The 13,329-nt window shown below is 58.9% G+C and carries 13 protein-coding genes; 4 read left to right on the top strand and 9 right to left on the bottom strand.

All coding sequences use genetic code 11. The features are described from left to right. Positions 1–272 precede the first annotated feature (272 nt). Positions 273–533 (bottom strand): hypothetical protein, encoded by a 261-nt coding sequence (locus tag VMU57_RS18175; protein WP_325386004.1) that lies wholly within the window; start codon positions 531–533, stop codon positions 273–275. Between the two features lie 10 nt (positions 534–543). Further along, a complete protein-coding gene (locus VMU57_RS18170; protein WP_325386002.1) occupies positions 544–2,232 on the bottom strand; it encodes a sodium:solute symporter family protein in 1,689 nt (562 codons plus the stop codon). A 395-nt stretch (positions 2,233–2,627) separates the two neighbouring features. Here VMU57_RS18170 and VMU57_RS18165 point away from each other — a divergent pair, with 395 nt between their 5' ends. Beyond that, a complete protein-coding gene (locus VMU57_RS18165) occupies positions 2,628–2,927 on the top strand; it encodes a hypothetical protein (RefSeq protein ID WP_325386000.1) in 300 nt (99 codons plus the stop codon). A gap of 44 nt (positions 2,928–2,971) precedes the next feature. On the opposite strand, the gene VMU57_RS18160 is transcribed toward VMU57_RS18165, so the two are convergent. The 6 genes from VMU57_RS18160 to VMU57_RS18135 form a co-directional block, all read right to left on the bottom strand. Then, the gene (locus VMU57_RS18160; protein ID WP_325385998.1) at positions 2,972–3,919 is read right to left on the bottom strand and encodes a COX15/CtaA family protein; all 948 of its coding nucleotides are present in this window, start codon (positions 3,917–3,919) and stop codon (positions 2,972–2,974) included. A 67-nt stretch (positions 3,920–3,986) separates the two neighbouring features. After that, positions 3,987–4,841: a pyrroline-5-carboxylate reductase gene (gene proC / locus VMU57_RS18155; RefSeq protein ID WP_325385996.1), complete on the bottom strand. Its 855-nt coding sequence runs from the start codon at positions 4,839–4,841 to the stop codon at positions 3,987–3,989. Positions 4,842–4,912: 71 nt separating this feature from the next. Then, positions 4,913–6,718 (bottom strand): DUF885 domain-containing protein, encoded by a 1,806-nt coding sequence (locus tag VMU57_RS18150; protein WP_325385994.1) that lies wholly within the window; start codon positions 6,716–6,718, stop codon positions 4,913–4,915. Between the two features lie 50 nt (positions 6,719–6,768). Then, positions 6,769–7,758 carry a polyprenyl synthetase family protein gene (locus VMU57_RS18145; RefSeq protein ID WP_325385992.1) on the bottom strand — a complete coding sequence of 330 codons (990 nt, stop codon included), beginning with the start codon at positions 7,756–7,758 and terminating at the stop codon, positions 6,769–6,771. Between the two features lie 42 nt (positions 7,759–7,800). Continuing rightward, positions 7,801–8,301 (bottom strand): YajQ family cyclic di-GMP-binding protein, encoded by a 501-nt coding sequence (locus VMU57_RS18140; protein ID WP_158908871.1) that lies wholly within the window; start codon positions 8,299–8,301, stop codon positions 7,801–7,803. A gap of 67 nt (positions 8,302–8,368) precedes the next feature. Further along, positions 8,369–9,241, bottom strand: a complete 873-nt coding sequence (locus VMU57_RS18135) for a TatD family hydrolase (protein WP_325385989.1) — start codon at positions 9,239–9,241, stop codon at positions 8,369–8,371. Positions 9,242–9,632: 391 nt separating this feature from the next. On the opposite strand from VMU57_RS18135, the gene VMU57_RS18130 reads away from it, so the two are divergent. From VMU57_RS18130 to VMU57_RS18120, 3 genes are all read left to right on the top strand, one after another. Further along, entirely contained in the window at positions 9,633–10,115 is a 483-nt protein-coding gene (locus tag VMU57_RS18130; RefSeq protein WP_325385987.1) for a cupin domain-containing protein, read from the top strand. Between the two features lie 133 nt (positions 10,116–10,248). Next, a complete protein-coding gene (locus VMU57_RS18125) occupies positions 10,249–10,914 on the top strand; it encodes a PEP-CTERM sorting domain-containing protein (protein WP_325385985.1) in 666 nt (221 codons plus the stop codon). 9 nt (positions 10,915–10,923) lie between these two features. After that, positions 10,924–11,394 carry a cupin domain-containing protein gene (locus VMU57_RS18120; protein ID WP_325385983.1) on the top strand — a complete coding sequence of 157 codons (471 nt, stop codon included), beginning with the start codon at positions 10,924–10,926 and terminating at the stop codon, positions 11,392–11,394. A 182-nt stretch (positions 11,395–11,576) separates the two neighbouring features. Here VMU57_RS18120 and metG read toward each other — a convergent pair. After that, on the bottom strand, positions 11,577–13,329 hold a 1,753-nt coding region (gene metG, locus VMU57_RS18115), incomplete at its 5' end, for a methionine--tRNA ligase subunit beta (protein ID WP_325385981.1).

Genomic DNA, 13,329 nt, shown 5'->3' with positions numbered 1-13,329 from the left:
CATCTCCAAACGCCCGCTCGTCGCCAAATGGCTCGGGAAAAATCCCCGGTTGCCAACAATCACGCCCATCGTCATCTGCTTCGACATCATCTTCTCCAAATCGATTTGAACCCGCGAACGGGGCTTTACTGCATAGGATCGAATTGCACTCAGGGATGGTCTGATTAAGTCCTGAACATTCCCTCAGCGGCTAAAGCCGCGTTGATTCGATTGCGTTGACGGCGGGACTGAGATCCCGCCCTTTCAAAACCTGGACTTAGCTAGAGGCTTTTTTAGAATAGCTTCCGCTTCGGCCAGAATTTGATCGTATAGATTCCGCCAAATATGGTCATGACTGCGCCCCACCAAAGTGTCGGGTGCAGCGGCTGCAACCATGGCAGCAAGACCTCGTTCGGTGGAGGGTTGTGAAACTCAGAGATTCCAGTGAACACCAGCACCAGGCCGTAGGCGAGCATCAGGATGCCGCAGAAGAACCAGATTGACAGCTCTGCTGTCTCCACATCGCGTTTGTCGTTATCGCGCTTATCATTCATAATCCAGCTCCTACCACAACATCAGGTTCAGAATAAAGAAGATGGTGATGACCACAATGGCCCAGAATATCGGCTTCTGCCAAAGCGTCTTCGATCCGTCGTGCGGAATCGGCGTAACGCCGTAGACCAGGCCGCTAAGCTGCTCGATAGGGACGGGCTTTGTCATCAGGCTCACAACGACTGTGACGCTGACGCAGATCAGCCAGCTCCACAGGCCGCGATAGAGGTTCTCTGCCATCGGCTTGGCATCCACGCTGAGGGCGATGTAGCGCAGTGCGCCGGCATCGCTATGCGTCCAGATGAACATGCCGATCGAAGAGACCGTGCCTGCGAGCAGACCCCAGAAGCCGCCAGCGTGGGTCGCGCGCTTCCACAACATGCCGAGGATCACAGTACCGAACAACGGAGCGATGAAGAAGGTGAACAGCGCCTGGACGTAGTCCATGATGCTGGCCGCGTTCATGACAAGGTAGGCCGTGCCGACACTGACCAGCATGCCGATCACGGTCGACCAGCGTCCCATTGCGACGTAGTGCTTGTCGCTGGCCTTCTTGTTGATGAAGGCGCCGTAGATGTCGTAGGTCCACACGGTGGAGAAGGCGCTGACGTTGCCCGCCATGCCGCTCATAAAGCCGGCGACCAGCGCCGTAATGCCGAGGCCCATCAGGCCCGGACCGCAGTATCGGATCAGCATCAGCGGAAGCACGTCGTCGTAGCTGTGTTGTCCGGTCACCTTGGCAATGCTTGCCGGAACGAGATGCATCACGCTGCCGTCGGGGTTCTTCAGTACGGCCAACGCCAACAGGCCGGGCACGATGACGATGAACGGAACCGCCATCTTGAAGGCCGCTCCGATCACCGGGGCCATCTTGGCGGCACGCAGATTGTTTGCGCTCAGCACACGCTGAACGACGAGGAAGTCGGTCGTCCAATAACCGAAGCTGATCACAAAGCCCAGACCGAAGACGATGCCGGTCCAGTGCACGCCCATGGGATTGTCTCTGAAGTGGCCCAGCGTGCTCCACAGATGGGTGTAGTCACTGCGACCGACGTTGACGGCGATCTGTGCCTTCAGGTTGGTCCATCCGCCCGCTTCGACCAGGCCGAGGATGGGGATCATCGCCGCACCTGCCCAGATCAGAACGAACTGCAGCACCTCGTTGATAATGGCTGAGCGCAGTCCCCCCAGCATCACGTAGAGTGCCACAGTGGCCGCGCCCACCCAGATGCTGAAGCTAATGTTCCAGCCCAGGACGGTCTGCATGACGACTGCCATGGCGTACATATTCACGCCGCTCATCAGAATGGTCATTACGCCGAAGGAGACAGCCGACAGGCCGCGTGCGGGTTCGCCAAAGCGGAGTTGCAGGTAGCCTGGCACCGAGTGGGTCTTCGAGATGTAGTAGAACGGCATCATCACGATGCCGAGGAAGAGCATCGCGGGAATGGCGCCGATCCAGTACCAGTGTGTGGCCAGAATGCCGTACTGGTAGGCAGCGCCGGCCCATCCCATCAGTTCCAGCGATCCAAGGTTTGCGGAGACGAAGCTCAGACCCGCGATCCAGGCAGTCATCTCGCGCCCGGCCAGGAAGAAGTCTTCGCTGGTGTTCGCCTTCCCCTTGGCGTAGAAGCCGATGAATACGACCAGCGCAAAGTACAGCGCCAGAATCAGAATATCTACCGGGGCAAGCTTGGTCATTTGACCATTTGCCATCATCAGAGCAGCAAAAAACTGCATCAGTGGAAACCTCAGGCGAACGGTCTCTGCCAACGGCAGGGAAGCGTCCACACCCTCTCAATCAAAGCTGGTTGTATCTGGCGGAGCCTTGCGGAGCGATTCACGGAAGGCTTTAAATCCTTCAGGAAAGCGTATTCCGATAATTTCCGTTCGTTGCCACTATACAGGAATCAATTACGAACAAGCCAGCGATTAAATTCAGGCTAAAGAGGGTATTTCCCATTAGTAAATCGTTTTAGGCTCCATGGTCTCCGGGCGCTGCAGCGCGGACGCTCCCGAGCGTACTGCAACTCCCGGATGCCAAGTAGAATCTTATGGAACGGAGAGCGCATTTCAACGCTCGTGGAGATCGCACAATGCAGATTCGCAAAACAGGCACCCTCTTGCTCGCAGGTATCCTCACGCTGGGCATGACCTCAACCTTTGCCCTGTCGCAGGATGGCGCCAAGCGGGACATGAAGAACGCCGGCACCGAGACTAAAGACGCCGCCAAAGATACCGGACACGGCATCTCGACCGGGACCCGGAAGGCATATCACAAGACCTCGGACGGAACCCAGACCGCCTACCATAAGACTAAGCGTGGCACCAAGAAGGTGTATCACAAGACCGCCCGGGGCACGAAGCATATTGTTCACAAGGTAGAAGACAAGTAGATCGGTACCCTGCCGTCGCAATTTTTGCGATAGCGGACGGTAAATTATTCTGCGACAGCTGCCGTGTGCGCCCGACCCCAAAGCGCCTCGGCAGCGAGGCAGACCAGCGCCACCCAATAGAGATCCGCGCCCAGCAGATGAACGATCTGGATCCAGGTCGGTGCCAGCAGCAGAACATCGGCGATGCCGAGGATGAATTGCAGGCCCAGCAGCGCCGCCACAATCCAGCTGAGCCGCGAGCGCATCTTCATCACCAGCCAGATCACACAGCAGAAACCTACAACAGCCGCGGCGGGATGCACCCATCGTATCCGCACCAGCAGCGGGGAGTTGGCGGCGAAGTCCGAGGCGAAACCAGCCAGCAGGCTCGGAGAAGGGAAGAGCGTGTCTGCCAGCGCTGCCACTGCTCCCGTGGCTCCGGTGAGGATGGTCGTGATGATCGCCACCCAGGCTGGCACGGTGAGGCTGTTATGCGAGCGAACGGAGCCCGCAGTGAGCGTTTGCCGGTCGCCCAGCCACCAGGCCGTCAAGGCCAGCGATCCCAGAAAGAGCAGAGTATTCGTGAAGTGAATCGACTGCATGAATACGCGTGCGTTTGAGATGTTGTTCTGAACGTATCCCCCCAGCACCAGCACGGCGCCCAATAGAGCCTCCGTCACCAGCAGGATGGCAGAGGCTACAACGGCTCGACGCGCCCGGTCCCCGCGCTTTGTAGCGTAGAAAGTCCAGATCACTAGTCCAACTACCAGAGCCGCGCTGACCCCGGACATGGAGCGATGAGCATATTCGATGACGGTTGCGAGACGCGGATGGTGCGGAAAGAAGTCGCCGTTGCAGAGCGGCCAGTTGTCGCCGCATCCTGCGCCCGATCCCGTGGCGCGCACAACCGCTCCCCAAAGGATGACGAGGATGTTATACGCAACGACTGCCCACGCATAACTAACTAACGCCGTTGAGGTCCGCTTCACTGTCATCGCCGTAGCCGTTGCCATGCTTTTCATTCTACGCAGCACAAAAGAATCGACCGATATTCGCCAATTTCAAACCGGCCGATATTCGTTAGCCGTTGGCCAGTTCTTTGGCGCGCTGCGTGGCACGCTTCACCGCTTTGATCAGCGTCACGCGCAAGCCGCCCTCTTCAAGTTCGAGGATACCGTCGACGGTACAGCCTGCCGGTGTGGTCACTGCATCTTTAAGCAGAGCCGGATGATATCCCGTCTCGAGCACCATCCTTGCCGAGCCGAGCGTGGTCTGCGCGGCCAGCAGTGTGGCTACATCGCGCGGCAGTCCTACATTCACGCCTGCCTCAGCGAGCGCTTCGATGATGATGTACAAAAATGCCGGGCCTGAGCCGGATAGCCCGGTCACAGCGTCCATGTGCTTTTCGTCGACGACCACGGTGCGCCCGACGGTCTGAAAGATACGTTGCGCGATGGCCATCTGTTCTTCTGAGGCGAAGCGTCCACCGCAGAGCGCGGTAATTCCGGCGGCCAGCATCGCGGGTGTGTTCGGCATGGCACGGATGACGCCGAGATCGTGGCCTGAAGCGTCTTCAATGCTGCGTGTCATCACCGAAGCGGCGAACGAAAGCACAAGCTTGTCCGGGGAGAGCGCCGGCTTAATCTGTTCGATCACTCCCGGCACCTGAATCGGCTTGACGCCCAGCAGAATCACGTCTGCCTGTTGTGCCGCGGCGAGATTGTCGGTGGTCACTTCGACGCCGAACTGCGCCGACAGAGCCTGTGCCCGTTCCGGATGATGAACGGTGGCGAAGATCTGGTCTGGCGATACCAGATTGTTCTTGAGAAAGGCCTGCAGCAGAATGCCGCCCATCTTGCCGGTGCCAAGAATCGCTACGCGCAGTCCGGGCATCACCGGGACGGGCGCCACAACTTCATACGTTTCGTCGCTCATATAGCAAGGCTACCAGAGTGCTTTTAAATCAACTTGCTACCAGAGTGTTTTTATCTCAGCGATCAGAGACGTTACTTCTTCTGTGCGGCGATCCAGTCATTGACCCGCTGGTCGAGCACATCCATCGGCAGCGCGCCCGAGTCGAGAATCTCATCGTGGAAGGCCTTGATGTCGAACTTCGGCCCCAGAGCAGTCTTCGCGCGCTCTCTCAGTTCCAGAATCTTCAACTGGCCCATCTTGTAGCCCAGTGCCTGTCCGGGCCATGCGATGTAGCGGTCGACCTCTGCCTGGATGTTGGTGTCGTCCATGGCGGTGTGCGCGTGGAAGTAGTCGATCATCTGCTGCCGCGTCCAGTGCTGCGAGTGGACGCCAGTATCGACCACCAGCCGAATCGCGCGCCAGATGTCCGCTTCGAGACGTCCGTAGTCGCTGTAGGGGTCCTGATAGAAGCCGATCTCTTTGCCCAGCCGCTCGCTGTAAAGCGCCCAGCCCTCGGTGTAGGCCGTGTAGTAGGCCTGCTTGCGAAACTCTGGAAGGCCGGTCAGTTCCTGCGCGATGGAGATCTGCAGATGATGGCCGGGGATGCCTTCGTGATAGGAGACTGCCTCGACTCCGGCCAGCGACCGCTCGGCGAAGTTGTAGGTATTCACATCGACCTTGCCCGGACGCTTTCCATCGGCGCTGCCCTGATCGTAGAAGGCCTCTGCCTGGTCTTTGGCGATGTAAGAGGGCATCTCAACGACCTCGAGTTTCGCCTTCGGCAGCGTGCCGAAAAGCTCGGGCAGCTTCGGCTGCATCTGCGCGATGTATCCGCGATAGGCATCGAGCAGTTGCTCCTTCGAGGTGGGATGCTCCTTCGGATTCGTCTTCAAGGCCGCGTTGAAGCTCTTCAGGTCGGCGAAGCCCAGCTTGTGCACGATGGCCAGCATCTCGGTCTCGTCCCGCTTTACCTCGTCGAGCCCGATATGGTGAATCTCCGCTGCAGTCTTGTTCAACGTCGTGCTCTGGCGAATACGAAAGGCATAGTAGGCATCGCCGTCCGGCAGCGCCCAAACGCCGGGATCTTTGCGTCCCTTGGGAACGTAGTCCACCTTCATGAACTTCGCGAACCGCTGATAAGAGGGCAGCACATCGGTGGCGATGACGTTGAGCAGTTCGCCGGAGATGCGCTTCTGTTCCGCAGCATCGACGGTCTTGGGAAACTTCTTGAGCGGCAGGGCAAAGGGGCTGTCCGCTGGCTTCTGGTCGGCCAGCGTCTGCACCTGGACCAGCACCTTTTCGAGCAGGTATTCAGGAGGTACCCGTCCATCGTCGATGCCCAGCTGTATGTTCGTTGTGATCTGCGAGAACGCCGTCGGCACCTTCTGCAGCCGCGCGATGTAGTCGTCGTAGTCCTTCACCGTGTCGAAGGGAAGATCGTTCGGCATCTGTGCGAGGTCGGTGTGGAAGCCGCTGAATTGATTGACCGGCATCTCCCACTCTTTGAAGCGCGCTGCTTCCTGATCGTCGATCAGCGAGCGCATCATCAGCTCGGCCGATAGCTTTTCCTGATCCGTCAGGCCGGTTGTGTCGATCATTCCCAGCTTCTCGATGTACCCGCGTCCGCGCGCCAGCGAGGCGTTGACTGCCTGCACCGAATAGTCCGTAAGCTGGTCGTTGTAGCGCTTGTCGCCGAGATAAGAGGCATACTCGGGCGAATGCTTCAGCTTTTCCTGCCAAATCTCGTCGAACAGCGCGTTCAGAGCTTTGCTGCGGTCGGCGGCGGACGCGTGGGCAGCCATTGGCGTGGGCAGCGGAACAATCTGTGCGCGCGAGGGCACAGCGTTGATACAGCACATCAGGGCCAAACCACCGGCCAGAGAAAGCGAAGTCTTCATGATGGAAATCCCCGGAGTGTCTTTAAGTTTGAATGGGAACAGAACTGCCACTAGCGGTCGCGGGTGGTGACGAATCCGGGCACCCAGAGCAGGGCGCGCTTGGCTTCGGATTCGGGCAGGTCGGCGATGCTGAGACGTGCTGCCTCGGCGTAGGCGCAGGCGGTGTCCATGGCGTACTCGATGGAGCCGTGACGGTGGAGAATCTCAAGAATCTGCGGGTGCGAGGCGTTCTCGAAGCTGCGGTCGGCCAGTACCGTGCGGATGGCTTCGCGGTCGGCTCCGGTTCCGCGCTCAAGTGCGTGGATGACGGCGAGGGTGGCTTTGCCTTCGCGCAGGTCGGAGGCTACGGGCTTGCCGAGGACGTCTTCAGCAGCGGTCAGGTCGAGAACGTCGTCGACGATCTGGAAGGCGAGGCCGAGGTTGCGCCCGTATTCGCCTAGCTGGGACTCGATCTCATTGCTTGCCTGAGTGACTGCGGCCCCAAGTTGCATGGAGACCTTGAAGAGGAAGGCGGTCTTGCGGAAGATGAGGTCGAAGTACTCTTCCTCGTTGATGAGATGGCCCAGCTTTTCGATCTGGAGCAGCTCGCCCTCGACCATCTGCTTGGTGAGCGAGATAAGAAGGTCGAGAACGTGGAAGTTGCGCTCTTCAAGCGCGGTCGCGAAGGACTGCATGTAGAGCCAGTCGCCCGCGAGGACGCACTTGGAGTTGCCCCAGGTGGTGTTCGAAGAGGGACGGCCACGGCGGGTGTCGGCCTCGTCGATGATGTCGTCGTGGACGAGGGTTGCGGTGTGCAGCATCTCGACCACCGCGCCCAGCCGGATGCGGCTGTGGCTGTCGCATCCGAGCGCCTTGGCCGAGAGCAGCAACAGCAGCGGACGGATGCGTTTGCCGCCGCCCGCGATGAGGTACTGGGCGATGTCGGTGATGACGGCGACATCGGACGAGGATTGCCTGGCGAACTCGCGCTCGATGGCAGCGAGGTCGTCACGGAGGAGGTCGAAGACCTCGGCTGCGGTCGCGATGGAGAGCGTGCTCACTCGTATCTAAGAGTATCAGGGTTGGAGTATCAGAATTTCGTGCTAGTTGGAGCGGAAATTGGTGAACTGGAGGTCCACGCCCAGATCTTTGCCGCGCAGCAGCGCCATGACTTCCTGAAGCACATCGCGGTCCTTGCTGACGACGCGCACGGTATCGCCCTGAATGCTGGCCTGTGCCTTCTTCTTCGAATCCTTGATGAGGGCCACAACCTGCTTCGCCTTCTCGGAGGGAATGCCCTGAATCAGCTTGATCTTCTGGCGGACGCTGGAGTTTGAGGCCGGCTCGATCTTCTCGTACTCAAGATTCTTGAGAGAGACGCCGCGCTTGACCAGCTTCTGCGAGAGAATCTCGATGACTGCCTTGAGGGTGTATTCGCTCTCCGAAGCCAGCTGAATGGCGTCGGTGCCTTCGAGCTCGATTTTGGACTTGGAGTCCTTGAGGTCGAAGCGGGCGTGGACCTCTTTCGAGGCCTGGTCGATGGCGTTCTTCACTTCCTGAAGCTCTACTTTGCTGACTACGTCGAAACTGTTGTCGGATGCCATGATGTTTTTATACCTCAGGTGATGGTTGAAAGAACGGCGACCGCGGATTTCACGGACAAGTACGGATTTAAGAACTCTTATCTCTGCGATCCGTGGTCGATTGATCTTCGGTGCTGCGAAAAAGGCGGTGGAAGTTTTCGGTCGTGATCGCTGCAAGCTCTTGTGATGAGATGCCGCGAAGGACGGCGAGGGTTTCGGCGGTATGGACGACAAGCGCGGGCTCATTGCGCTGGCCTCGATGAGGGATGGGAGCGAGAAAAGGTGCGTCGGTCTCGACCAGAATGCGATCGGAGGGAGCGGCGACCGCGGCATCGCGGATCGATTGGGCCTTGGAATAGGTGAGGTTGCCCGCGAAGGAGAGATAGAAGCCTGCTTCGAGCGAGCGCCGCGCCTGTTCGACGGAGCCGGAGAAGCAGTGCATGATGCCGCCGATTCCTTGCGGACTCCAGTGGTCGGCGATGAGGGTGAGCAGGTCTTCCCAGGCGTCAGCTTCTCCGTATTTTTCCTTGGCTTGCGCGGTGGCTAGCTCGCTGGTGCGGCAGTGGATGATGATGGGCTTCTTTGCGGCTGCAGCTATCTCCATCTGGGCGATGAAGGCTTGCTTTTGAATGGGTGGCTCGGGGTTTTCGACGTGGTAGTAGTCAAGGCCGATCTCGCCGATGGCGACGCATTTTGGGTCGGCGGCTAGTTCGGCCAGCCTGGCGAGGGCTTTGCCGTTGGCTTTGGCAGCCTCCTGAGGATGGATGCCGACGCTGGCGAAGATTCGCGGCTCGCCGCTGCTGGCGTGGGCGATCTCGAGCGCTCGATGCATGGTGTCGGGACCTTCGCCGATGCCGATGGCGAGGATGCTGTGAACGCCTGCCGCGTAGGCGCGGCGAAGAACGTCTTCTCTGTCGTCGGTGTAGAAGTCGAGATGTGCGTGGGAATCGATCAGAGGCATGGACAGTTCTCAGAGGAATGCAATGGGTTCAGGAAGGTACCCCCCGGGGTACCTTTGCGCTAAAGTCTTGTATCTACAGGGTTTATTTTCTAAAGTCTTGCATCTAAAAGGGTTATATCTAAAGTCCTGCTTCTAAAAGGTTTAGGCTCGGCGTGGGACTGCTGGACCTTGGAGCATTTCTCTACTCTTTCTATTTTAGCGAATGGGATAGAACTCTTTTGCAGATAATTCTGGTTTATTTTTCGGTTCTAACCTTTGTATTTTCTTGTGTTTGCGATAGCGGACCTCAGGCCTTGGGCCTTGACAGCTCTTCGGGGATCTTCGAGACGACTTGTCTTATGACAGATGCGTGTCAGGATTGGCTCATTTTGGCGTGCCGTAGGATGGCGGCATGAAAAATATCGGCAGGTTGAGGCTGTGGAGTGTTGTTCTGGGTGGTCTTGTTTTGAGTGGAGGGATGGTTCTGGCGCAGAGTACGCCTGGGGTGTCTTCGAAGGCGAGCACGTCCCTCGCGCAGGCGAGGGTGTTTCCTTTTGACCAGATGCCGGTGAAGACGATGGCCAATGGAGGGGAGAGCCGGGGCATCGTGCAGGGGGTGCTGGCGACGGGAGAGAGTGTGGCCCTGCATGAGTCGATGCAGCCGGTGGGCAGCGTGCCGAATCCGGCGCACCGGATCGATCACTCGGAGTTCATCGTGGTGCGAGAGGGAACGCTGGAGTTTGAGCACGATGGCAAGACCGACACGGTCGGCTCGGGCGGAGTGATTTACGTGGCTTACGGGACGCTGCACCGGGTAAAAAACGTGGGCGATGTGCCCGCAAAATATGTCGTCCTCGCGATTGGCGGAGACACCGGGAGAGGTAGCCGGAAGTGACGCAGGAGGGAGGTTTGGCAGGTGTGGCCGGAGGGAGCAACCTGCACCAAAGTTGTAGAAAATAGTGGCAGCAACTACGGCACGCTACTGTTAGCTTCTAACTCAGTCAAATCTCCTTTAAGGAGCGAACAGTATGCGTCGCACCCTCCCCGCACTCGCATTCATTGCACTTCTAAGCTTTGGCATCTCCGCCTACGCCAGCACGATCACCCCTGGCATCTATAACCTCGATGGTGCCTTCGTGGCCGGATACTCCGTCACCGGCACCGTCACCTTGAATGGCAACGGCAATGTCACGCTGGCCAACCTGACCTTCAACGATCCGACCTTCGACAATCCAGGTCTGCCGACGTTCAACCGGGCTTGGCTGACAGGCGCTTACAACGGGTTGAGTCAGAACTACATCACCTCGAACAAAGACAGCGGCCAGATCGCGCTCTACTTCAACACCACGGCCGATGCCAATGGCAATCTTGGCCTCTGCCTGGGCTATGCGCAGTGCGGAACTTCGCCGGGAACGACGGGTGCTTCGACGCTTCAGGTCTATGGGTTCTACAACAGCGCGGTGGGAAGCAATGCTGGGCTGGCGAGCACGAACTTCAGCAGTGGATATCTGACCCAATCCGATGGTGCCGCCACTACGGCCACCGCGTTGACGCCTGAGCCTTCGTCCCTGTTTCTGCTGGGAACGGGCATTATCGGGCTTGCCGGGATATCGCGCCTGATGAAGCCTTCGGCGCGTTTTGGCGGTGCCGAGACTGCCGAAGAGGCATTGGCGAAGGACGAAGCCAGCGCGTAAGATGGCGGCATGAAAAATTTGAACCGCCGCGATCTTTGTGTTGCCCTGTCCGCCTTTGCCGCGATGGGGAGTGTGTCGGCTGGGGCGCAGGAGCTGCCGCCTCCAGGGACGAAGGTGCTGTCGGACTCCGAGGCTTTTGCCTACGACAAGCTGCCGGTGAGCCATTCGAAGAATGGCGGCGAGAGCAGGCATGTCACGCAGGGCATGTTGCCGACGGGCGAGTATGTCGAGATGCATGAGACGACCCTGCCGCCGGGGCAGATGCCGCATCCTCCACATAAGCATCGGCACTCGGAGTTCATGATGATCCGCGTGGGTACGGTGGAGTTCGACAACGACGGCAAAAAAGAGACGGTTGGGCCGGGTGGGGTCCTGTTTGCCGCATCCGATAAGATGCATGGGCTGAAGAACGTCGGAACGGTCGCGGCGCAGTATTTCGTGATCGCGATTGGGCGGGAGTCCCCTGTGCAGCGGGTTTGAGTTCGCGTCCGGGCGCATCAGGGCGCAGAAGGCCTGGCACCGGTTTTCCACCGATGGCTCAGATTTAGAGACAGGCAATGGCAAATACAGGGGTCGATCCGCTGCGTCACGGACGATAGAGCTGTCCGTGACTTCGGTCGAGATGACGTGCATTTGGGTGAGGAGCGAAGAGCTTAACGCCGCTATCTGAGGCGGGAGCCCAGGGCGATGTCTTCGCCGAAGGTGGCGAGGACAGGTTTGCCGTCTTCGCCGTGCGAGGCGGCGAGCAGCATGCCGTGCGACTCGAGGCCGCGCATCTTGCGGGGTGCGAGGTTGGCGATGACGACGATGTTGCGGCCAATCAGCTCTTCGGGCGTGTACCACTGGGCGATGCCGGAGAGGATCTGGCGCTTTTCGTAGCCGAGGTCGACTTCGAGGCGGAGCAGCTTGTCGGCCTTGGGGATGCGCTCGGCGACGAGGATGCGGGCGACGCGGAGGTCGATTTTGACGAAGTCGTCGATGGCGATCTGGGGGGTGTCGGGAGCGGTGGAGGTTTCGGTGATGGGGTGGACGGTCTCGGCGATGAGATTCATGGCCCGGTTGGCGGATTCGGACGAGATGGGGGACTCGCGGAACTCGGTGTGGTTGTGGGCCGGGTTATCGACCTCGATGTTGACCTGAGGGAGACCAGCGGGTTCGGCGGTCTTGGGGGCGGCGTTGTTCAGTTCCATGTCGATCATTGTCTGGATGAGTTCCTTGGGTGCTCGGGGAAAGATGGGGGAGAGTGGGCCTAGCTTGGTGCCGGGTTTGAGGCCTCCCCATTGGAGATTTTTCAGTTCGCCATTGCGCGCGGCTTCTTCGATGGAGCCGAGGCCTAGTTGGGACCAGACTTTGGCGGTGGCGTAGGGGAGGATTGGGTAGAGGAGGGCCGTGATGATACGGATGGATTCGGCGGCGGTGTAGAGGCAATCTCGAGCATGACCTCGATCCATATCACTCGCTGCCTTCGCTAATTTCCATGGTGCCCAAGTTGTGAGCAGGGAATCAACTGCTTTGATTTGTCGCTCTATAAATGAAAGTTGAATGGCAAATTCGAACTCTTCAAAACTTAATTCCTTTTTGAAAATTTCAGACCAACTATTCCAAAACACATTATTGACATCTGCCCTGGGTGTGAATGGAATAGCGGCTTCGCAGAATTGATTGATCATGCTGAGCGTGCGGCTGACTAGGTTGCCGTAGCCGTTTGCAAGGTCGCTGTTGTAGCGCTGGACTAGCGCGTCGAAGCTGAAGCTGCCGTCCTGGCCGAAGGGGATTTCGCGGAGGAGGAAGTAGCGGATGACGTCGGCGGCGAAGAGGTCTTGTTTGGCTGGTGTAGGGGGTGGGGGCTCTTCGGAGGAAGGCGGAACCTCAGCGGCTAAAGCCGCGTCTGCGATGGAGGCGCTTTGCGGCACGGCTGAAGCCGTGCCCTTAACAGGACGACCTGCTTGGGCGGGATTGGTCAGGAGCGAGCCGAAGGCGTCGAGGATGGTTTCGGTTCGGACGATGTTGCCGCGGGACTTCGACATCTTCGACTCTTCGAAGAGGAGCCAGCCGTGGGCGGTGATGGCTTTGGGTAGCGGCAGACCTGCGGCCAATAGGAAGGCGGGCCAGTAGACGCAGTGGAAGCGGATGATCTCTTTGCCTACCAGGTGGAGGTCGGCGGGCCAGTATTTTTTGAATTTTTCCTTGTCGGCGGGGTCGTCGGAGCCGTAGCCGATGGCGGTCATGTAGTTGGCGAGGGCGTCGAGCCATACGTAGATGACGTGCTTCTCGTCGCCGGGGACGGGGATGCCCCACTTGAAGCTGCTGCGGGAGATGGAGAGGTCTTTGAGGGCTCCGGGGACGTAGGGGGTGCCTTTGGAGGAGTGGGCGATGGTGGGGGAGTTTTTGGGCGCTCCATCCCAGGTCTGAGAG

The organism is Edaphobacter sp. (assembly GCF_035532915.1).
Classification (GTDB): Bacteria; Acidobacteriota; Terriglobia; order Terriglobales; family Acidobacteriaceae; genus Edaphobacter.
The sequence above is the reverse complement of the archived record's forward strand: the minus strand, read 5'-3'. Positions and strand labels throughout refer to the sequence as shown.

Bases quoted from the DNA above. Each gene is read 5' to 3' on its own strand.
- VMU57_RS18175 (WP_325386004.1), bottom strand. From the start codon at position 533: ATGAATGATAAGCGCGATAACGACAAACGCGATGTGGAGACAGCAGAG.
- VMU57_RS18170 (WP_325386002.1), bottom strand. From the start codon at position 2,232: ATGACCAAGCTTGCCCCGGTAGATATTCTGATTCTGGCGCTGTACTTT.
- VMU57_RS18165 (WP_325386000.1), top strand. From the start codon at position 2,628: ATGCAGATTCGCAAAACAGGCACCCTCTTGCTCGCAGGTATCCTCACG.
- VMU57_RS18160 (WP_325385998.1), bottom strand. From the start codon at position 3,919: ATGGCAACGGCTACGGCGATGACAGTGAAGCGGACCTCAACGGCGTTA.
- proC (WP_325385996.1), bottom strand. From the start codon at position 4,841: ATGAGCGACGAAACGTATGAAGTTGTGGCGCCCGTCCCGGTGATGCCC.
- VMU57_RS18150 (WP_325385994.1), bottom strand. From the start codon at position 6,718: ATGAAGACTTCGCTTTCTCTGGCCGGTGGTTTGGCCCTGATGTGCTGT.
- VMU57_RS18140 (WP_158908871.1), bottom strand. From the start codon at position 8,301: ATGGCATCCGACAACAGTTTCGACGTAGTCAGCAAAGTAGAGCTTCAG.
- VMU57_RS18135 (WP_325385989.1), bottom strand. From the start codon at position 9,241: ATGCCTCTGATCGATTCCCACGCACATCTCGACTTCTACACCGACGAC.
- VMU57_RS18130 (WP_325385987.1), top strand. From the start codon at position 9,633: ATGAAAAATATCGGCAGGTTGAGGCTGTGGAGTGTTGTTCTGGGTGGT.
- VMU57_RS18125 (WP_325385985.1), top strand. From the start codon at position 10,249: ATGCGTCGCACCCTCCCCGCACTCGCATTCATTGCACTTCTAAGCTTT.
- VMU57_RS18120 (WP_325385983.1), top strand. From the start codon at position 10,924: ATGAAAAATTTGAACCGCCGCGATCTTTGTGTTGCCCTGTCCGCCTTT.